The 19,694-nt window shown below is 62.9% G+C and carries 21 protein-coding genes; 7 read left to right on the plus strand and 14 right to left on the minus strand.

The window, feature by feature from the left end; genetic code table 11:
• Positions 1 to 498: 498 nt before the first annotated feature.
• The 8 genes from QZ497_RS18130 to folE2 form a co-directional block, all read right to left on the minus strand.
• On the minus strand, positions 499 to 975 hold the full coding sequence (locus tag QZ497_RS18130) for a nuclear transport factor 2 family protein (protein ID WP_295477499.1): 477 nt from the start codon (positions 973 to 975) through the stop codon (positions 499 to 501).
• 295 nt (positions 976 to 1,270) lie between these two features.
• A complete protein-coding gene (locus QZ497_RS18135) occupies positions 1,271 to 1,828 on the minus strand; it encodes a TetR family transcriptional regulator (protein ID WP_295477501.1) in 558 nt (185 codons plus the stop codon).
• A 135-nt stretch (positions 1,829 to 1,963) separates the two neighbouring features.
• Positions 1,964 to 2,410, minus strand: coding sequence for a transposase (locus tag QZ497_RS18140; protein ID WP_295477503.1), 447 nt, complete (start codon positions 2,408 to 2,410; stop codon positions 1,964 to 1,966).
• A gap of 94 nt (positions 2,411 to 2,504) precedes the next feature.
• A complete protein-coding gene (locus QZ497_RS18145) occupies positions 2,505 to 2,675 on the minus strand; it encodes a hypothetical protein (RefSeq protein ID WP_295477505.1) in 171 nt (56 codons plus the stop codon).
• A gap of 89 nt (positions 2,676 to 2,764) precedes the next feature.
• Positions 2,765 to 3,925, minus strand: a complete 1,161-nt coding sequence (locus tag QZ497_RS18150; RefSeq protein WP_295477507.1) for a DUF1624 domain-containing protein — start codon at positions 3,923 to 3,925, stop codon at positions 2,765 to 2,767.
• Between the two features lie 128 nt (positions 3,926 to 4,053).
• Positions 4,054 to 4,458, minus strand: coding sequence for an RNA polymerase-binding protein DksA (dksA, locus tag QZ497_RS18155; RefSeq protein WP_295477509.1), 405 nt, complete (start codon positions 4,456 to 4,458; stop codon positions 4,054 to 4,056).
• 9 nt (positions 4,459 to 4,467) lie between these two features.
• Complete coding sequence (locus tag QZ497_RS18160; RefSeq protein ID WP_295477511.1) at positions 4,468 to 5,028, minus strand: carbonate dehydratase; 561 nt, start codon at positions 5,026 to 5,028, stop codon at positions 4,468 to 4,470.
• A 10-nt stretch (positions 5,029 to 5,038) separates the two neighbouring features.
• Positions 5,039 to 5,944, minus strand: a complete 906-nt coding sequence (gene folE2, locus QZ497_RS18165; RefSeq protein WP_295477513.1) for a GTP cyclohydrolase FolE2 — start codon at positions 5,942 to 5,944, stop codon at positions 5,039 to 5,041.
• A gap of 196 nt (positions 5,945 to 6,140) precedes the next feature.
• Here folE2 and QZ497_RS18170 point away from each other — a divergent pair, with 196 nt between their 5' ends.
• Complete coding sequence (locus QZ497_RS18170; RefSeq protein WP_295477515.1) at positions 6,141 to 7,034, plus strand: AEC family transporter; 894 nt, start codon at positions 6,141 to 6,143, stop codon at positions 7,032 to 7,034.
• 29 nt (positions 7,035 to 7,063) lie between these two features.
• Here QZ497_RS18170 and phnN read toward each other — a convergent pair whose 3' ends face one another.
• The 3 genes from phnN to QZ497_RS18185 all read right to left on the minus strand — a co-directional run bounded on the left by phnN (position 7,064) and on the right by QZ497_RS18185 (position 10,785).
• Complete coding sequence (gene phnN, locus QZ497_RS18175) at positions 7,064 to 7,627, minus strand: phosphonate metabolism protein/1,5-bisphosphokinase (PRPP-forming) PhnN (RefSeq protein ID WP_295477517.1); 564 nt, start codon at positions 7,625 to 7,627, stop codon at positions 7,064 to 7,066.
• A 79-nt stretch (positions 7,628 to 7,706) separates the two neighbouring features.
• Positions 7,707 to 8,693 (minus strand): phosphate/phosphite/phosphonate ABC transporter substrate-binding protein, encoded by a 987-nt coding sequence (gene phnD, locus QZ497_RS18180; RefSeq protein WP_295477519.1) that lies wholly within the window; start codon positions 8,691 to 8,693, stop codon positions 7,707 to 7,709.
• A 202-nt stretch (positions 8,694 to 8,895) separates the two neighbouring features.
• Entirely contained in the window at positions 8,896 to 10,785 is a 1,890-nt protein-coding gene (locus tag QZ497_RS18185) for a methyl-accepting chemotaxis protein (RefSeq protein WP_295477521.1), read from the minus strand.
• A gap of 370 nt (positions 10,786 to 11,155) precedes the next feature.
• On the opposite strand from QZ497_RS18185, the gene QZ497_RS18190 reads away from it, so the two are divergent.
• Both QZ497_RS18190 and QZ497_RS18195 read left to right on the plus strand, forming a co-directional pair.
• Positions 11,156 to 11,980 carry an HDOD domain-containing protein gene (locus tag QZ497_RS18190; RefSeq protein ID WP_295477523.1) on the plus strand — a complete coding sequence of 275 codons (825 nt, stop codon included), beginning with the start codon at positions 11,156 to 11,158 and terminating at the stop codon, positions 11,978 to 11,980.
• A 108-nt stretch (positions 11,981 to 12,088) separates the two neighbouring features.
• Positions 12,089 to 13,429, plus strand: a complete 1,341-nt coding sequence (locus QZ497_RS18195; protein WP_295477525.1) for an NTP/NDP exchange transporter — start codon at positions 12,089 to 12,091, stop codon at positions 13,427 to 13,429.
• Here the strand turns inward: QZ497_RS18195 and QZ497_RS18200 are convergent.
• Positions 13,380 to 14,537: an HPP family protein gene (locus tag QZ497_RS18200; protein WP_295477527.1), complete on the minus strand. Its 1,158-nt coding sequence runs from the start codon at positions 14,535 to 14,537 to the stop codon at positions 13,380 to 13,382. The two genes, QZ497_RS18195 and QZ497_RS18200, sit on opposite strands and share 50 nt — an antisense overlap.
• A 225-nt stretch (positions 14,538 to 14,762) precedes the next feature.
• On the opposite strand from QZ497_RS18200, the gene QZ497_RS18205 reads away from it, so the two are divergent.
• A complete protein-coding gene (locus QZ497_RS18205) occupies positions 14,763 to 15,977 on the plus strand; it encodes an aldose 1-epimerase family protein (RefSeq protein ID WP_295477529.1) in 1,215 nt (404 codons plus the stop codon).
• Between the two features lie 162 nt (positions 15,978 to 16,139).
• Complete coding sequence (locus QZ497_RS18210) at positions 16,140 to 16,544, plus strand: hypothetical protein (RefSeq protein WP_295477531.1); 405 nt, start codon at positions 16,140 to 16,142, stop codon at positions 16,542 to 16,544.
• Positions 16,545 to 16,670: 126 nt separating this feature from the next.
• Here the strand turns inward: QZ497_RS18210 and QZ497_RS18215 are convergent, their stop codons facing one another.
• Complete coding sequence (locus tag QZ497_RS18215) at positions 16,671 to 17,108, minus strand: rhodanese-like domain-containing protein (RefSeq protein ID WP_295477533.1); 438 nt, start codon at positions 17,106 to 17,108, stop codon at positions 16,671 to 16,673.
• 96 nt (positions 17,109 to 17,204) lie between these two features.
• Here QZ497_RS18215 and ftrA point away from each other — a divergent pair, with 96 nt between their 5' ends.
• Together ftrA and QZ497_RS18225 are read left to right on the plus strand one after the other, a co-directional pair.
• Complete coding sequence (gene ftrA / locus QZ497_RS18220; RefSeq protein ID WP_295477535.1) at positions 17,205 to 18,161, plus strand: transcriptional regulator FtrA; 957 nt, start codon at positions 17,205 to 17,207, stop codon at positions 18,159 to 18,161.
• A 128-nt stretch (positions 18,162 to 18,289) separates the two neighbouring features.
• The gene (locus QZ497_RS18225; RefSeq protein ID WP_295477537.1) at positions 18,290 to 18,850 is read left to right on the plus strand and encodes a carboxymuconolactone decarboxylase family protein; all 561 of its coding nucleotides are present in this window, start codon (positions 18,290 to 18,292) and stop codon (positions 18,848 to 18,850) included.
• Positions 18,851 to 19,112: 262 nt separating this feature from the next.
• Here the strand turns inward: QZ497_RS18225 and QZ497_RS18230 are convergent, their stop codons facing one another.
• Positions 19,113 to 19,562 (minus strand): hypothetical protein, encoded by a 450-nt coding sequence (locus tag QZ497_RS18230; RefSeq protein WP_295477539.1) that lies wholly within the window; start codon positions 19,560 to 19,562, stop codon positions 19,113 to 19,115.
• Positions 19,563 to 19,694: the final 132 nt, after the last annotated feature.

Genomic DNA, 19,694 nt, shown 5'->3' on the forward strand with positions numbered 1-19,694 from the left:
GCAAAGCGGTCTTTTTGGAAGTATTCTTGCTCATGGTCTCGCCCTCGCTGTCGCTGACATCTATAGGATGCCACCGTGGCGCATAGACGCCTCGGCGGGGGCGAGTCCATCCAATTACCCGGTCTAACTGTTCGATCAAGCGCTTTGCGACCGTGGAAGCGAGCTTGCTCGCGAAGCGGCCGGCAAAGCCAGCGCTTCTGCCATGAACATGACGCGGCCTTCGCAAGCAGGCTCCAGCGTTCTCAAAGGTGTCGCAGGGTAATTCCGGCGCGCACTCGGGCAGCGTTCAACGCAGGCAGAGCGAGCTTTACAGGGGGCGCAAAAAAACGCTCCAGCCCTGCTGATTCACCCACGCCCTATCAGGCGATGTGGTGAATCAGCAGGGCTGGAGCACAAGGAGCGTTTTTCCGACCTTGGTTTTACTCAAGGCCGATGGCTTCACGCCTCACCTTCCTGATGAAGGTGCTTGGTCACATCAAGGAACGTTGGCAGATCCTGTTACAGACCCAGTTCAGTCAGGCCAGGATGTTCATCGGGGCGACGTCCCAGCGGCCAGTGGAACTTGCGCTCGCTTTCCTTGATCGGCATGTCGTTGATGCAGGCGAAGCGGCGGTGCATCAGGCCATCGGCCTCGAATTCCCAGTTTTCGTTGCCGTAGGAACGGAACCAGTTACCCGAGTCGTCATGCCACTCATAGGCATAGCGCACGGCGATGCGGTTGTCGGTGAACGCCCAGAGTTCCTTGATCAGACGGTAGTCCAGCTCTTTCTTCCATTTACGCGTGAGGAAGTCCTGAGCCTCTTGCCGGTTGTTGGCGAACTCCGCGCGGTTACGCCACTTCGTGTCGAGGGTATAGGCGAGCGCGATTTTCTCCGGGTTGCGGGTATTCCAGCCGTCTTCGGCGAGGCGAACCTTTTCGATTGCCGACTCGCGAGTGAACGGAGGAAGTGGCGGGCGAGGTTGTTCGTTGGACATGGCAGTGCCTCCAAGATAATTGAATGATTTCGCAAGTTAAGTTTGGGTATTGCACAAGCCCTTACATCAAGGGCTGTTTGAACAGAAGTAAACGTAAAGCGTATTGCTGTACCCTGCATGCCACGCACGCGGCACCAGGCACTTCAAACAGTTTGAAGCCAGTTAACAAACTTATTCGAGGTCGCCAAGATGGCCAAACTCGAACTAGTGACCGCGAGCGTCGGACAGGGGAATGCCTCCAGATCAATCGGATAGTTGCAACATCATCACGCGTTTCTTACACAAGCCCAGACCCTTATGGCAGGGCCTGTTTCAACAACAAATGCGCCACTTCCTTTGCGCTGTCGGCGGCGCTGTAGTCACCCATCACTCTGGCGGTGGTGATGGCGCCCTCGATCAGCACCAGCAACTGCCGGGCCAAGGCCTGCGGGTGCTCGACCTGCAATGCCTCGGTCAACTCAAGTACATAATCCAGCAACTTTTGCTTGTGCAACTTCGCAATCTGCCGAACAGGGTCTTCGGGGTCGCCGACTTCACCGGCTGTATTGATGAATGCGCAGCCGCGAAATCCGTCTGATTCGAACCAGCCTTTAAGTACCGTAAACATGCCGAGAATACGATCTTGCGGTGTATCTGCTTGGTCGCATGCCGTTCTGAACCACTGCATCCAGCGTATATCGCGCTCAATCAACGCGGCGGCGGCCACTTCATCTTTGGTCGCGAAATAGCGATAGATGCTTTTGCGCGCGACACCCGAGGTTTTTACCAGCAAGTCCATGCCGGTGGCATGAATCCCATGTTGATAAATAAGTTGCTCGGCGGTGGTCAGGATTTTTGCTCGGGTGTCTGTCATTGGTTTCTCCTTGAAGACTAAGGTAGAACGATCGTTCTCCCTCGTCAAGCAAGCATTGGAAAAATGTTCTTGTGCCCACATGGAAAGTGACGAAAGGTTCGTCGATGCCTGCCTTTGGCAGCCCCACGCTGCGGGTCAGACCCAGATGGCATCCCACAGCGGATAGTCCCGCGAGCGACGCACCAACCCGGCACGCCGAGGGTAGGCGACGATCTGCCGGGCCAGCGTCAGCAGGTCGCCCTCGTGCTGTACGGGAAGGTCGTGGTAACCGGCCTGCCAGATGGGCCGACAGCTGCCCAAGGCACGGTTGATAGCCCGCGCGCTGCGGGCCTTGATACGTTGCACCAGCCGCGCTGCCGAAGCCCCGCGCAGGGCCACCAGCCAGTGCAGCCGGTCGGGCAGCACCACCCAGGCCAGGCTGTCGGCCAGGTCGTGTTCCTGGGCGGCACGCAGCTCATGCACCAGCAGCCGCCCGAGGTGGAAGTCCTGGAAAGGCGTGGTACTGGGTGCGGTCAAGGTGGTCAGGACGTGCACCTGATGCACGCTGGCAGGCTGAACGACGGGGAATGCGGCTCCATCCATGGCGGGTACTCCTGGGCATCGGGAGTTCACAGCGTAGAGGGCCATCCCCGGCAGAGCCCTGGCAGTATTTGCCAGGGTGTTACCGACATTTCACTCAGGAAGCACGCTCCGGAACCGGCGCCGGGCGTTCATCCACCTGAGGACGCACGGGCCGCATGGGTTCGTTCTCTACCTGAGTGTTGGAGTCGAAACCGGTTTCGTTGTCGGTGGTACGGGTCGCCGGGCACTGGGAAATATTGCCGGGTGCGTTTTCGTCGATTTCCATCACATCTCTCCCGTCTTGGATGCAGAACGCCTGCAAGCATGGGAGAGGTCGCCGACCGGGAAGTGCCGTGTCGGCGATGAATGGTGGACTCAGAAATATTTCAACCAGGCAATGTCACGGCGCCGCGCCTTCAATTCGGCAAACCAGCGCACCGCCGGGAACAGCAACGCTGCCAGTGCCGCGCTGGCCAGCCACACCGCCGCTACGCTGTCGAAACCGAAGTACTGGCCTTGGTTCAGCCCCCAGATCGCCACGGCGCTCAGGTAGAGAATCTTCAGCACGTAAAGGTGCAACAGGTAGAAGAACATCGGCGCCGCACCAAAGGTCACCAGCGGTTTGACCCAGCCGCGCTGCTGCCAGCGCTCGAAGGCGGCCAGCAACAGCAGGCCGGTGCCCAGGGTCAGGCAAGTGAACAGTAGCGACGGCGGGTACTTGGTGACGTTGAAGAAGCTCATCAGTGTTTGCACCCCGCTCTCCCCCACGGCCCAGGACTTTTCGCCATAACCATTGAGCAGGCGCAGCACCAGAAACAACGCCAGCAGGCCAGCGCCGGCGCTCAGCAGGCGGGTGCGGCGAATCGCGGCATCGGCCTGGCTGGCGAACCAGGGGCCGGCGGCGTAACCCAGGGCGATGATGCCGATCCACGGCAGCAGCGGGTAGGAGGTGCGCAGGCGCACGCCTTCGGCGAGCTGCAGCCAGCCGCGATCATGCAGCACCGCCCAAGGCACATGCATGGCCGACTCGACACCGAAATGCACGCCGTCGAGCAGGTTGTGCCCGGCGACGATCACCACCCCGAGCGCCACCAGCGCCGGGCGCGGCAAGTACACCAGCGCGGCCAGGGCGATCATGCTCAGGCCGATCACCCAGATCACCTGCAGGTAGACGACCGCGAACGGAAACTGAAAGGTCCAGGCGAAGTTGACCAGCGTCCACTCCAGCACCACCAGGAACAGACCGCGCTTGAACAGGAAGGCCGATACGTCGCGGCGCCCGCTGTGCTTCTCGCCATACAGAAACGCCGACAGTCCGGTAAGGAACACGAACAGCGGCGCACACAGATGTGCCAGGGTCCGGTTGAAGAACAGCGCCGGCGCGGTGGCGGTGACATCCATCGGGTCGGTCACCTGGTGATGCATGAGAAAGGTCTCGCGCACGTGGTCGAGCAGCATGAACAGAATGATCAGCCCGCGCAGGGCGTCGATCGAGCGCAGCCGCGAAGCGGGTCGAGGTTGAACGGCAATGGTCATGGAAAAACAGGGTCCGTTGTTCGAATAGGTGGTGGTAAGGGGGGCCTTGAGCCCAACAGGGGTCAGCCAGTCATGCGTTCCTGGGCTTTTGTTGGAGCGAGCGGTGTGGGTCCTGGCCTCCACGCAAATCAATGGTCGCGAAGGTGTCGCTCGCGCAGTTCCTGGCGCTCCTTGGCCTCGATGCACAGGCTGGCCGTGGGCCGCAGCAACAGGCGCTTGAGGCCGATGGCCTCGCCGGTTTCGGCGCACCAGCCAAACTCGCCACGCGCCAGGCGCTCCAGCGCGGCGTCGATCTTGTCGAGCAGCTTCTTTTCGCGCTCCAGCACACGCAGTTGCCAGTGCCGCTGCTCTTCGGCGGCGCCGATATCGGCCAGGTCGCTGACCGGCTCGTACTCGCGCAAGTCGTCGAATTCCCCGGCGATACGCTCCTGCAGCTCATGGCGCTGGCGCAGCAGCAGTTCGCGGAAGTAGCCCTGCTGGGCGTCGTCCATGTAGCACTCGGCCGGCTGGGCCAGGAGTTCCTGTTCAGTCATCACGGCCCCTTAGAACTCGTTCTGCAGGGCCTTGTAGCCGCGCACCAGGTCGATGTTGGTACGCGCTACATCTTCGGAGAACTCCGAGGCCGAGACGCTGACCGGCGGGAACTGGCTCAGGTCGGTGGCCGGGCCGATGCGCGTGGTGGACGGCACGTAGAAGCTCTCCGGCAGGTCGCGACCATCGACCACCGAGTTGTGGCGAATCACGCTGCCGTGGCCGACCTTGCAGTTGAACAGCACGCTGTTGAAGCCGATGAATACCCGGTCGCCGACTTCGCAGGGGCCATGCACGATGGAGCGATGGGCAATCGAGCTGTACTGGCCGATGGTCACTGCGGCGCCGGACTTGGAGTGGATCACCACGCCATCCTGAATGTTGGAGTTGGCGCCGATGACGATGGGCTGCATGTCGCCACTGGCGTCCACTTCGTCGGCGCGGATCACCGCATAGGGGCCGACGAACACGTTGTCCTGGATGATCACCTTGCCGCAGATGATCGCGGTCTTGTCGATGTACGCCGACTCGGCGATGACCGGCAGATGGCCGGACGGATTCTTGCGGATCATGCACTGCCCCTCAGATCAGGTAATTGGAGGTAGAGGCCACGGCGTCGTGGGGATGCAGGCTTTCCAGGTGCTGGACGCTGACGCTGGAGGCGGCGAAGCGGTCCTGCAAGGCGCGCTGGATCTTGCGTGCCGCATCCTCGACGTACATCAGGTTCTGGCCGTTGAGACGGGCGAAAGCCTGTTCGTCAGCGCGCTTGACCGAAGTCTGCACCGGCGTGCCCAGGGCCTGTTCGGTAAGGTCGATCAGTTCCATCAGGTGCAGGCTGGCAGCCTGTTCCGGCAGGCGCACCTGAACCCGTGCCACGCTGCGCTGGCTGTGCGGCGTGGCGTACGAACCGTGCTCGCGCAACCACACCGCCACCTGTTCAGGGTCCACGGCACTGTGCCCGACGAAGCGCCGGCGAAAGGCCGCTTCGAGCAGGTGCCGCGACAAGGCCGCCGAGCACGGGCAGGTGGACGAGTACGTGACATCCACTGCCACATCCAGCTGCAGACGGCCCCCTTGCCATACCGCATCGACTTGCACCGGGTAGGCTTTCCAGCCACTCAACCCGGCGGTCACCAGGGCTGGCCGGCGGCATGGCAGATCGAAGCGCAACTGCAGCCGTGCGCTGCTGGACAGGCAATCGGCGTGGCTGACCACCATCGCCTCCAGCAGCGCATAGAGGGTATGCGGCAACACCGGCTGGTGTTCGGCAAAGCCATCGAGCAGCCGGTACAGGCGCGACATATGAATGCCCTTGACGCTGGGGTCGGCCAGGTCGACCTGCACATCGGCCTGGGCCAGCAGCGGGTATTTCTGCCCCGGCTCATCCATCAGCAAGGGCAACTGAATGCCCTGCATGCCGACCCAGTCCAGCGGGATCAAGGCTGCGGAGGTCTCGGTCAGGGCTACATCGGGAAGGTAGGTGTTCATGCTCTGGATCTCGGTCAGGCCGGAAGGAGACGTCCGGCCCCTGCTCGCTAATTTTGCAACAATATAACATCAATGGTTACATCGACGTCACGCAAAACCTGCGAGGGCGAAACGCGGGGCCAGACACGTGCGCAGGCCAGTGCAACCCGGCATACTGCGCGGCCGTCGTTTCGAAACCGCCGTAAAAGGACCCGCCGTGGCCGTCATCCAAGCCATCCTGCCCATCTTTCTACTGATCGTGCTGGGCTATGGCCTGGGCCGCCGCCAGGTCATCGCCGGGGAAAACGCCAAGGCGCTGAGTACCCTGGCGTTCAAGCTGTTCATGCCGATGGTGCTGTTCACCGGCATGCTCAAGTCGCCGCTGCATGACGGCCTGGACCTCGGCGTGCTGGCGGCCTACTTCGTACCCGCGTTGCTGGTGTTCATCCTGGTCAACGCGCTGACCCACCGCTGGAGCGGGCGCCCGGTGCCTTTCGGGCTGACGGCGAGCTTTTCCAACAACCTGCTGATCGGCATCCCCATGGTCAGCACCCTGTTCGGCCCGCCCGGCCTGTTGTTGCTGTTCACCGTGGTCTCGGTGCACAGCCTGCTGCTGTTCAGCTTCCACTCGGTCTACGAAACCTTCACCGGCAGCGCTCGCTTCAATGTGCGCAGCCTGGTGGCCAGCCTGGCCAACCCGATCATCATCGGCCTGCTGGCGGGCATGGCGGTGAACCTGTCCGGGTTGCCGCTGCCGTCGTGGGCCGAGCAACTGGCCACCTGGCTGGCCCAGGCAGCCCTGCCCTGCGCCTTGCTGGTGCTCGGCGCCAACCTGTCGAGCTACCGGCTGACACCCAGCGCCGAAGCGCTGAGCATCGCCGTGGCCAAGCTGCTGGTGATGCCGGTGATGGCCTGGCTGGCCTGCCATGTGCTGGGTATCGACGGCATGCCGCGCAGCGTGCTGGTGCTGATGGCCGCCGGCCCCAGCGGCGTGAACGTGCTGGCCTTCGCCACCACCCTGGAAGACAGCCAGAAGACCAGCTCGGCGATTGCCCTGACGACGCTGTTCTCGGCCGTGACCCTGCCACTCTGGATGTGGCTGGCGGGTTAGGCGCTGTCCGCGGCTGAAAATCAGCTCGGCTAGAAGGTCGCGGGGTGCTCCAGCCAGGCGAGCAGTTGCCGCACGCTGTCCTGCAAGGCGCCGGAGTTGTCCAGCAGGCGCACGTCGGGGGCCTCGGCCAGCAGCTCGGCGGCAAAGCGTGCATTGCGCGCCAGGCGCGCCTCGATTTCGGCGGGGGTTTCGCGGCTGCGGGCCAGCAGGCGCTGGCGCAGCACATCCTGATCGACGCTCAGCAGGATCGCCAGCAACGCCGGATAACGCTGTCGGGTGGCCGGCAAGTGGCCACGCGACCCGTTGACCAGTACGTCATGCCCGGCCTCAAGCCAGTCATCGATCTGCGCCGGAATGCCGTAGTACAGGCCGTTGGCCTGCCAGCTGAGGGCGAAGGCCCCTTGCGCCTGCAGGGCCAGGAAGCGCTCGACGCTGACCGCCTCGGCGGCCTCGCCCACCGCTTCGGCAGAACGGGTGATGACCCGGCGCACCACCTTGCAGCCCCGCGCGGCGAGGCTGTCACGTGCGGCGTCCAGCAAACTGTCCTTGCCAGAGCCAGAAGGTCCGATGAGATAGATCAGCCTGCCAGGCATGTTCTGTCCTCGTGGCGGGGTTGCGACTGAAGCGGCGCATGGTACTGACTGCGCAGCAGAATCTGTAGTGCTGCCGTGCTCAACGCGGCCCTTCGAGCGGCTTGATACGGTCCTGCAGGCGGCCCAGCTGGGCGTCGATCTCTCTGAAGCGCGCGGTCTTCTGCTCCACGCTCAACTGACTGGCCGCCACGTCGGTGCGTTCCTTGAATAACAGCAACTGACGGATCGGCAATAGCTGATCGTCGTTCGAGGCCACGAAGCGATTCTGTTGCAGCCCCTTGAGCACCTGCACTTCCCGCTCGGTCTTGCCATACCCGAGGAGGAAACTGCGCACCTTGGCCTTGAGCGGGGCCGGCAGCGATGTGCGCCACAGAATGGGGTCGGAAGGAATCATCTGTGACTTCCAGACCACCTTCAGGCGCGCCAACGCCTGTGGGTTCACCAAGGCCAGGCGGTCCCAGTTGTCGGTGTTGAAGGTGGCGGCATCCAGTTCACCGCTGGCCACGCCCAGGGCATTGGCTTCATGGCTCTGGTTGAGGGTGCGCTTGAAGGCCGTGGCCGGGTCGACGTGCTGGCGGGCAAACAGGTAGTAGCCGGTCACCAGATAACCCGAAGTGGAGTTGAAGTCACCGTTGCCGAAGGTCAGCTGCGGGGCCAGGCGCAGCAGGTCGCTGACGGTGTGGATCGGGCTGTCGTCACGCACGATCAACAGCCCGTAATAGCCCGGCAGGCCGTTGTCCATGGAGGTCTGGGCGAAGATCTCGGCGCCTGCGCCATCCACCGCTGCCAGTGCCGCCTTGTTGCCCAGCCAGGCGATGTCGATGCGCCCCTGGCGCAGACCGTCGATCAACTCCGCGTAGCCGTCGGCGAACACCGGTTGCACCGGCTGGCCGATCTGCTGGCCCATGTCGTCGAGCAACGGCTGCCAGATGATCCGCAGGTTCTCACAGGCCTCGGTGGAGAGGATGCCGAAATGCAGGACGGGGTCCTGCGCCCGAGCAACGGCCAGCAGGCAAAAGACCAGGACGACGACAGACGCCAGCTGGCGCCCGAGACGGTGCAACATGCAATCACTCCGGTAAGAACGCTCCGGCCAGCAGGCGACCGGGGGGGCGAGGCTGCGGCGGCGCACGACCTGCGCCGACTGACACCCTGCAGCCTGAATATTGCAGCGCAGTGTACCGACCATGGCAAATCGATAACAGTCGGCCAGCAGCACCTCCCGGAACATCATGGCGGCCGGGGTACGCCCCGGCTGCCGTGGCCACTCAGATTCTGAACGAACCCACCAGTTGCTGCAGGCGGCGCGTCTGCTGCTCCAGCGACTGGCAGGCCTGCAGGGTGACCTTGAGGTTGGCCACGCCCTGCTGGTTAAGGGTGTTGATCTGGGTGATGTCCAGGTTGATCGACTCGACCACGGCGGTCTGCTCTTCGGTGGCCGCCGCCACCGACTGGTTCATGCCGTTGATCTCGTCGATATGCTGGGTTACCGCGCCCAGTCGCTCACCGGCACGATTGGTGATGGCCACGCTGGTCTCGCTGTGCTGCTGGCTGGCGAGCATGGTCGTCACCGCATCCTTGGCCCCGCCCTGCAGCTCGTCGATCATGCCCTGCACTTGCTGCGCCGACTCCTGGGTGCGGTGCGCCAGGTTGCGCACTTCGTCGGCCACCACCGCGAAGCCGCGCCCCGCCTCACCGGCCCGCGCAGCCTCGATGGCGGCGTTGAGCGCCAGCAGGTTGGTCTGCTGCGAGATGCCGGTGATGACTTCGAGAATCTGCCCGATGTTGGCGGTCTTGCCGTTGAGCGCCTCGATGTGCGCGCAGGATTCGCTGATCTTGCCCGACAGCGCGTTCATGGCGCTGATCGACTCTTGCATCACCTGGCGACCGTCGCCCGCCATCTGGCTGGCATCTGCCGACTTCTGCGAGGTCTGCGCGGCGTTGCGGGCGATTTCCTGGGCTGTGGCGCCCAATTCGTTGATGGCTGCCGCCACGCTTTCGGTGCGATGCGACTGCTCGTCCGACTGGCCCATCGACGCATGCGACACCTCCACCACCTGGCCTGCAGCCGCGCCCAACTGGGCAGCGGTGGACGCCACTTCGCGGATCGAGGCATGGATACGCTCGACGAACTGGTTGAACGAGCCGGCCAGCTCACCGAACTCGTCCTGGGAGTTGACCGACAGGCGCTGGGTCAGGTCGCCTTCACCTGCGGCGATGTCACGCATGGCGCCGCTCATGCGGTGCAGCGGTTGCATCAGCACGCGGATCAGCAGGCCGAGAATGAGGATCACTGCCAGCACCACCACCAGCATCGCCGTGATCGCCGAGCTGCGGAACTCACCGAGCATCGCGTAGGCAGCGTTCTGTTCCAGCACCAGGGCCACATACCAGCGGCTGGCGGTCGGCCCTTCCACCGGGGTAAAGGCGATGATCTCGCCACGCCCGCCGGTCTCGACTTCACTCACACCGGGCGCGACCTTGGGGGTGTCCTGCGGGTACAGCTCGCTCAGCGGCTTGAGCAAGCGGCTGGCGTCCGGGTGCACCAGTACCCGGCCTTCGGCGTTGACGATGAATGCATAACCGTGCCCGCCGAAATTCAGCGAGTTGATGGTCTTGCTGATGGCCTCCAGGCTGATGTCCGCCCCGGCCACGCCAACCAGTTGCCCCTGGCGGTTGACCGGCGTGGCGACGGTGACCACCAGCTTGCCGCTGGAGCTGGCGATGTAGGGGTCGGTGACCACGGTCTTGCCGGCGGTCTGCGCGGCCTTGTACCAGCCGCGCGCACGCGGGTCGTAGTCGGCCGGGCGATTACCGGTCGGGATGGAGAACATCAGCCCGCTACTGGCGCCGAAGTAGCTCAGCTGGAAGTTCTCGGTGTAGGCTGGCAGGTCGATGGCGCGGCGCAACGCCGGGACGTCCTGGCCATCCAGCGCGACCTGCTGGGCCATGGATTGCAGCAACTGGCTGCGGCCTTCCAGCCACACCTGGATGTTCTGCGTGGTCAGGGTGCCCAGTTGTTGAAGTTCGTTGAGCACATTGCTCTTCAATGTCTGCCGTTGCCGGTAATCATTGGCGACGATGAACACGGTAAATGCCACGCCCACGGTCAACGCAGCCGCCAGCAGGATTTTCTTGCTGAAACCCAGACTTCTCATTAAGTGATCCAATTTCGAAACTTTATCGGTGAATACGCGAAGCTGTATCACATGTCGTCCGATAAGCCCTGTTGCACGCAAGGCCTTATCGGCGGCCTGTTGCGACCGCTCTAAAGCGCCACTCACAGCCGGGAGGCCGGTCGACGGGATAATCGATCCGCTACAACAAACTGTGACGGCCAAAATAACGGCTACTTGATATCACATGACCTGGTTTTTTTCATGACAGTTGGTCAGATACCCGACAGGCGCAGACGAAATTCGATAACCGAGATAGTGCGGACTGTTTCCCAAACTGATCGGCAAAGCGTGCAAGTGAGCAAATACTGACTATCGTTGCAATCATCCCCGAAGTCATGAGGATGCGCCCATGGACATTGAACACGTATTCGCCGATCTGCAAAGCCTGCCCAGCATCCCCAAGGTCGCCCAGGACCTGATGCTGCAATTCGACAACCCTTCTTCGAGCCTGGAGAGCATCGCCCGCAACATCGAAAAGGACCCGGTAATCTCCGCCAAGATCCTGCGCCTGGCCAACTCGGCGCGCTTCAGGGGCTCGCGGGACTCTTCGAGCATCGAAGACGCAGCCATGCGCCTGGGCTTCAACACCCTGCGCACACTGGTGATGGCATCGGCGGTGACGGGTGCGTTCAAGGCGGTCCCCAACTTCGACCTCAAGGACTTCTGGCTCAAGAGCTTCGAGGTGGCCGGCATTGCCCGGCTGCTGGCCAAACAGACCGGCGTGGATGCGGAAATCGCCTTCACCTGCGGGGTGATGCACAACATCGGTGAACTGCTGATCCAGACCGGCGCCCCTGCAGTGGCCGAACGGCTGAACAACGCCAGTCGCTCCGGCGCCTCGGGCCGTGCGGCCAACGAAACCCTGCACCTGGGCTTCGGCTACCCTGAAGTGGGCGCGGAACTGGCGCGACGCTGGCATCTGCCGAACGTGATCCAGCAGGCCATCGCCTTCCAGGCGCGGCCGATGCAGGCTCCGGAGAATGCCCCGTTGCCGCGCATCATCGCCCAGGCCATCGTCGTCTGCGAGGCGCTGCAGGAGCACGGTGGAGCCACTCCCGAGGCCATGGCGGCGGTGAGCGGCCCGCTGTTCGACGGCATCGACCTGGATACGCTGTTCAAGCAGTTGCCGGCGGTGCTGGAAGCCGACCAGGCATTCGCCCAACTGTTGACCTGAGCACTCCCGCGGCGCGGCGGCGCACTGCACCGCCGTCCCGCCGCAGCCGACCATGGGTGCCCAGCCGCCGCGCAGGCCAACCACCCTCGTCGGTCACGGGAGTCACCCTTGCTCAGCCCATCACCGCTGCCTTCATTGACCCGCCTTCGCCGGCTCTTCGACCTGCGGCCTGGAGAGGAGCGCCCGGTCCTGCTCGGCCTGGGCGTGTTCGTGCTGCTGTTCACCGGCTACTTCATGCTGCGCCCGGTACGCGAAGTGATGGGCGTGGCGGGTGGCGTCGACAACCTGCAATGGCTGTTCAGCGCTACCTTCGTCGCCACCCTGTCCGCGCTGCCGATGTTTGGTTGGCTGGCTTCGCGGCTCGACCGCGCACGGTTGCTGAGTGCGGTATTCGGCTTTTTCGTCGCCAACCTGCTGGGCTTCGCAGCGGCCCTGGCTGTGAACCCGGACAACCTGTGGACCGGTCGGGTGTTCTATGTGTGGCTGTCGGTCTTCAACCTGATGAGCATTTCCCTGGCCTGGAGTGTGCTCGCCGATGTGTTCAGCAACGCCCAGGCCAAGCGGCTGTTCGCGCTGATCGCCGGCGGCGCCAGCCTGGGTGGCCTGCTCGGCCCGCTAAGCGGAACGCTGTTGGTGGTGTACCTGGGACATGCCGGCCTGCTGGTGCTCTCGGCCCTGCTGTTGGCCGGCAGCCTGGCTTGTGCGTTGGGCCTGCTGCGCTGGCGTGAAACCAAGGCGCCCGACGCCGAGGCCGTCGAGCAACACCGCCAGCCGCTGGGCGGCAACCCACTGGCCGGCGCCACGGCGGTGCTGCGCACGCCTTTTCTGCTGGGCATCGCGCTGTTCGTGATTCTGCTGGCCAGCGTCAGCACCTTCCTGTACTTCGAGCAGGCGCGCATCGTCGCCGAACGCTTTCCCGAGCGCATTACCCAAACCCAGGTGTTCGGCCTGCTGGATACCGTGGTGCAGGCCCTGGCGATCTTCACCCAGCTGTTTCTCACCGGACGTATCGCCAGCAAGCTCGGTGTCGGCCTGCTGCTCACCGCCGTGCCCCTGGCCCTGACCGTCGGCTTCGTGCTGCTGGCCGTGGCGCCGGTGTTCGGCGTGTTCGCGCTGGTGATGGTGCTGCGCCGCGCCGGCGAATACGCGCTGGTGCGCCCTGGTCGCGAGATGCTCTACAGCGTAGTCGGCGCCGAGCAGAAGTACAAGGCCAAGAACTTCATCGACACGGTGGTCTATCGCGGCGGCGATGCGCTCAGCGGCTGGCTCAAGCGTGGCCTGGACCTGCTCGGCGAACACCCGGCCCTGGCCATGCTGTGCGGCGCCGCGCTGTCGCTGCTGTGGGCCTGGGTCGGCCTGCGCCTGGGCCGGGCGCGGCGCCAGCGTGAAGCGCTGCCGTTCAGCCCCGCACCGCGCGATACAGGGCGCGGATCAGGTCCGACTGGGTGATGATGCCGACCAGGCGCTGGGTGTCGTCGATGATCGGAATATGCCGGTGGCCGTTGTCCGAGAACACCGGCACCAGGTCCAGCAGCAGTCGGTCGCTGCTCGATACGCGCACGGTGCGGGTCATGATCTGCCCCACCGTACGCACCTCGGCGGCTTTCTTCGGACGCACCAGGGTGCGCAGCCGCCAGGCGATGCCATCGTGTACGTCGAGGTCGATCTGGCCCATGAAGTCGGCCACGGTGAGGATGCCCAGCAGGTGCTGCTGGCGATCGGTGACCGGCAGCGCCTTGATGCGGTGCTCACGCATCAACGCCCAGGCCTCGCGCAGGGAGGTTTCCTGACGCACCGTCAACGGGTTGCGGGTCATCACGTCACGGCAACGCAGCTCGCCGACGCTGCGCTGGAAGTTCAGCGCCTCGACCTGCTCCAGAAGCGTTTCCAGATCATCGCGGCTGATATCGAGAATCTGGTTGTAGCGCGCCAGCACCGCGTCCAGGTCACTGCGCTGCAGGTGGGTGGGCGCCGCCTTGGTCGGCAGCGGCAAGTGCGGCCAGCTGCGCCCGGTCAGGTTGTTGTAGACCAGCCCGACGGCCACCATCAGCAATGAGTCCACCAGCACCGGGCTGAACGCGAACTCGAAGCGCTCGCAACCGATCAGCACCATCAGCAGCGCCGAAGCCCCGCCCGGCGGGTGCAGGCAGCGCATGAACAGCATCAGCGCAATCGACAGCCCCACCGCCAGCGCCGCCGCCAGGCCGGCGTCGGGAATCCATTTGCAACAGGCAATACCCACCAGCGCCGACAACGTATTGCCGCCCACCACCGACCACGGCTGGGCCAGCGGGCTGGACGGCACGGCGAACACCAGTACCGCACTGGCGCCCAGCGGCGCCACCAGCGCCAGGGCCAGCAGACCGTGCTGGTGGGCGGCCTGACCATTGAGCCAGAACGCCGCGCCGAGCCCGACCAGGAGGATCCCCAGCGCCGCACCCCCACTGGCACGCAGGCGTTCAAGGCTGTCGATGGCATGAGGCGCGGGCCAGAAGGCACGCAAAAAAGCGAACAGACGAGCACGCAGGCGCGACTCGGATGAGGGAGTTTCAGGCATGGAATCGGGCAGTCAACAATAAGGTGGAACAGCGCCGCCAGGTGGCCTGGCGATCAATGAGGTCTGCGCCCGATGGTAGCGCGGATTGCCACGCGGGGCGAATCACGACCTTTGGCCAGTCGCCAACATCGTGCCGGATTCTGCGGTGGGAAAGCGCCGATTAAGCTTGCTGAAACGTTTCTTCAGGTCTATAAAAATGGCACAACTCCAAGAAAGGCTGCTGTCATGACCCCTATCAAGTTTTTCGTTACACTCGGCGCACTGTCCGCTGCCTCCCACGCCATGGCCTGGGATTACGTTCTGCTCGACACCGACAAGGCCGCCCAGCCGTGGCAGATCACCAGCGAACAACTCGGCGTGAAAACCGACAAACCTTTCAGTGTCACCCTGCGCACCCTGCACGGCGGGCGGCAGGAAGGCGTCAGCATCGTCGACATCGACAACGGCACCCTGAAGCTTTCCGTGGTGCCGACGCGCGGCATGAACGTCTTGCAGGCTTCGGTTGGCGATGTGCGCATGGGCTGGGATTCGCCGGTCAAGGAAGTGGTCAACCCGGCCTTCATCGAGCTCAATGGCCGCGGTGGCCTGGGCTGGCTGGAAGGCTTCAACGAGCTGGTCACCCGCTGTGGCTACGAATGGGTCGGCCACCCCGGCATGGACAACGGCGAACTGCTGACCCTGCATGGCCGGGCCGCGAACATTCCAGCCAGCAAGGTCACCCTGCACATCGATGAAAAACCGCCCTACGCCATCACCCTGCGTGGAGAGCTGAAAGAGCAGGCATTCAAGAAGGTCGACTTCTCCGTTGCCACCGAGCTGGTCACCGAGCCCGGCAGCGTGACCTTCGCCCTCAACGACACCCTGACCAACAACGGCGATTATCCGAAGGAATACCAGGCGCTGTATCACAGCAACTTCAGCACGCCGTTCCTGGAGCAAGGCGCGCGGTTCGCCGCACCGGTGAAACAGGTGTCGCCGTTCAACGACAAGGCCAAGGGCGACCTGGTCGATTGGCAAACCTATCGCGCGCCCACCAAGGACTACGACGAAACGGTCTACAACGTGGTGCCCTATGCCGACGCCAAGGGCGACACCCTGACCGTACTGCACAACAAGGCCGGCAGCCTGGGCGTCTCGGTCGGTTTCAACACCCAGACCCTGCCGGTGTTCTCGCTGTGGAAAAACACCGACACCCAGGGCCAGGGCTACGTCACCGGGCTGGAGCCCGGCACCAGCTTCTCCTACAACCGCCGTTACCAGCGCCCGCTGAACCTGGTGCCGACCATCGCGCCGAAGGAACACAAGCAGTTCCGCATCCAGTACAGCCTGTTGGCTGACAAGCCGGCGGTGGACAAGGCCCTGAAGCAGGTGAGCGAGATTCAGGGCGGGCGGGAAACCGAAGTGCGGCAGACGCCGCTGGTCGATCTGAGCAAGGAATGACATCGGCAGGCACAATGCCGGCCCTGGAGCGACTTACAGATCGTTTCAGGGCCGCCCGCCCTTATGCTACAGCCCATCAGCCTCGGCCGAGCCGGCAGTGATAGCCGCCTCGACCCACAAACCTCTACACTCCTCGCCCCAAGGTCCGAGAGCGCTCAGGCGATGCGTTTACTTCTAGTGGTTTTACTGGCTCTGCCTTCCCTGGCAATGGCCCTGCCGGCGCTGCAGGATACCGAGCTTTACCAGCGCAAAACGGCAGACTGTCACGATGTCGACCTGGCGACCTGGCACCACCCAGCCCGCGCCGTGCTGGAGAAGAACCAGGTCAAGCTGGAACGCGTACAGCTGTGCAACCAGGACCACTACCCCATCTTCACCGGGCAGGTGCCCTACGACCCCACCGGGCTGACGAAAAGCTATTTCCTCTCGCTGTACCAGGAACTGCGCAAAGCCAACGGCAAATGGCCCTACGCCCTGGTGGCCACCAGCGACGACATCGTGGTGTACGTCAGCTATCCGGCCAACGATGGGATTGCGCTGGATTACGAGCGGTATGAGGCGCCTTAGGGTGATTGCGCTGGCAAGGTCGGCTCATCCACGCTGACCCCATCCAGATACCCCTCGAATGCCGCCAAGGCGCGTATCTGGAGGATCAGTGCATGACGCCATCAGCGTTGGCAGCCGAGCCTACGCTCAGCACGCGCAAGAAATCGGAGTGGATGCGCGCGGCCCGCCGTCATCATTGGCAAGCGTGAAGCCTTCATCCAGCCAGCCCGTGACGCCACCGATCATTTCCTTGACCGCGTAACCCAACCGGGCCAGCCGAACGGCGGCCCGGTGAACACCGTTGCAGTGGGGCCCGGCACAGTAGACGACAAACAGGGTATCGGCAGGAAACGCCGCCAAACGTTCGGCGGTGATGGTCTTGGTCGGCAGGCTCAGCGCACCGGGCACATGTCCTGCAGCGAAAGCGGCAGCGCCGCGTACATCCACCAGTACATAGTCGATCTCGCCAGCCTGCTGGCTGTGGTAGACGTCCGAGCAATCGGTTTCAAAGCGCAGGCGATTGCTGAAATGGGCAAGGGCCTCATTGGCACTGGCGGCTGGGGTTTGGGTGATCAGGCTGGACATGGCGCTGTTTCTCGCAAATGGGGTTGGGCCACTTTAGGCGCGTGAGTGACTGCGCTACAGTGGCGAACTCGACAGCCACTGGTAACTTTCCGCCAAATGCATGATGCCCCCGGTTTGGTCGCCATTCTGGCCTACGACGGCCTGTGTACTTTCGAGTTCGGCATTGCCATCGAGATCTTCGCGCTGCCACGCCCAGAGTTCGACTTTGCCTGGTATCAACACGCCGTGGTGGCGGCCGACCAGGGTCCCATGCGCGCGCTCGGCGGTTTTGCGGTGACCGCCGACGCTGGCCATGAAGCGCTTGAAGCGGCACGCACCATCATCATTCCAGGCTGGCGCAACCGTAACGAGCCTCCTCCCCTGGCATTGCTGGCTGAACTGCGCAAAGCGCATGCGCGTGGCGCGCGGCTGCTGTCGATCTGCTCCGGTGTTTTCGTGTTGGCCACCGCCGGGCTGCTCGATGGCAAGCGAGCAACCACTCACTGGCGCTACTGTGAAGAACTCGCAGCACGCTTCCCGGCAATAGAAGTGGATGCAGCGGTGCTCTACGTCGACAACGGCCAGATCATCACATCGGCAGGCAGCGCCGCCGGTATCGACGCCTGTCTGCACCTGGTCGAACGGGACTTCGGTGCACATATCTCCAACACCGTCGCTCGGCGCCTGGTGATGGCGCCACTGCGTGCCGGGGGACAGGCGCAGTTCATTCCAGCACCGGTCGCGCCAACACCCCGGCACGACCTGGCGGCGGTACTCGACTGGGCGCGTGAACATCTGAGCGAGCCGCTGACCATTCGCGACATGGCAGCAAAAGCCTTGATGAGCGAGCGCACCTTTCTACGCCGCTTCAGCGAAGCGACCGGCATGACGCCCAAAGCCTGGCTGCAACATTCACGCATGGCCCAGGCTCGCTCGCTGCTCGAAAGCAGCACCCTCAATACCGAGCAGATTGCCGAACGCTGCGGCTTCGCCTCGGTGGAGAGCTTCCGGGTGGCCTTCCGAAAAACGGTCGGCCTGGCACCGTCGTTCTACCGGGACAGTTTTGGGCGTTGAGGCGGGTGGCCGGGGTGAGCGGGTGAAGATCCTGAAACAGCTTCGCGAAGCTTGAACATCGACGAGATTGCCGAGAAGCTAGCCCGCGCCATTGTGACCGACCTTTCCAACCTGCAAGAGAGATAAGCATGGACATCACTTCCCGGTTGAGCCCTTTACCGAGCAGCGCCATGACGGATGATCAGCAAAGGGTGCTGGCCGAGATTCTCAAGGGGCCACGGGGCAATCTCGATGGTCCTTTCCTGGCGTGGATTCACAGCCCGTCGCTGGCCGATCATGCACAGCGGCTGGGTGCATTCTGCCGGTACGGTACCGGGCTCGAACTGCGCTTGAGCGAGTTGGCGATTCTTACCACGGCAGCCTGGTGGCGTTCGCAAGCCGAGTGGCAAATCCATGAACCTATTGCCAAAGGCGCGGGGCTTTCTGATGCAGTACTGGAAGCACTCAGGCAGCAGAAGACACCCACGTTCGAGCAGCAGGATGAACAGTGTGTTTATGACATTGGCAAAGCGCTTTACGAAACCCGCCGCGTCCCTGCCGATCTTTACCAGCAAGGCGTGACCTTGTTCGGTGAACAAGGAATGGTCGAACTGGTCGGCGTATACGGCTACTACACGCTGGTGGCCATGACCCTGAATGTGTTTGAAGTGCGAAGAGGCTCGGATACAGCACTGCCTTTCGATGAATAGTGAAACAGCCTACAGACAATACTGTTCGGTTAAGCGTCACGGGGCTCGGTGGGGGCGGCTTTGGCCGCGAAAGCGCCAGGAAATTCACTGCATCTGCTGTGAACATGCCGTCGCCTCGCGGCTGAAGCCGCTCCTACCCGGTCTAACTGACCAGTATTGCGGCTAAAGCCGCCCCCACCGATCCAGCGAATACCCAGAATTCCCGTAATGGCTAGCGCTTTCAGCAATCACTTGATACTTGAAGGCCCGGCGCTTTTCACAGTCATTTACTGGCCGGCAAACCGCGCATTTCGTTGAGGAACTTGTCGAAATCACTTTTGACCATCACGTTGAGTGCGACCCAACCGATGCGCGTTTTATACATCTTGATGGTGACCCCCACAGGCTTGCTGGAGTAATTCACTACGTAATTAAGAATGCTCACACGCTGCCCGAAGCGCTCTTCTTTGTACAAATCAGCATCCAAAAAATCTCCCGCGTCCTCGAGCTGCTCTTCAAGCTGCTTGGAGAAGCCATCCAGCATTTCCGTATCTGACTTTTGTTCATTCTTTGCGGCGCTGAACATGACCTTGAACATTCCTTTGAAGTCTTTCTCTCCGACTTTCTGTATCAGCTTATCGGGAACGCCGCCGTAATCCGGTGCGTCCTGTGCGTGCGCAAAGCCAGCCACGCTGAGAAACAAGCTAAACAAGGTAAAACGCAGGATACTCATGAGACGTCCTTGATCGATGCAATGTCTTGAGGGGTGAAACGGGAGCCTACAAGGCTTCGGGTCTCCATGAACGGAGACCGCAGCGAGTTATAACTTACATTCCTGGAAAGGTCAGCGTCTGGCCGAAAGCAG

The sequence above is a fragment of the uncultured Pseudomonas sp. genome (genome assembly GCF_913777995.1).
GTDB lineage: Bacteria > Pseudomonadota > Gammaproteobacteria > Pseudomonadales > Pseudomonadaceae > Aquipseudomonas.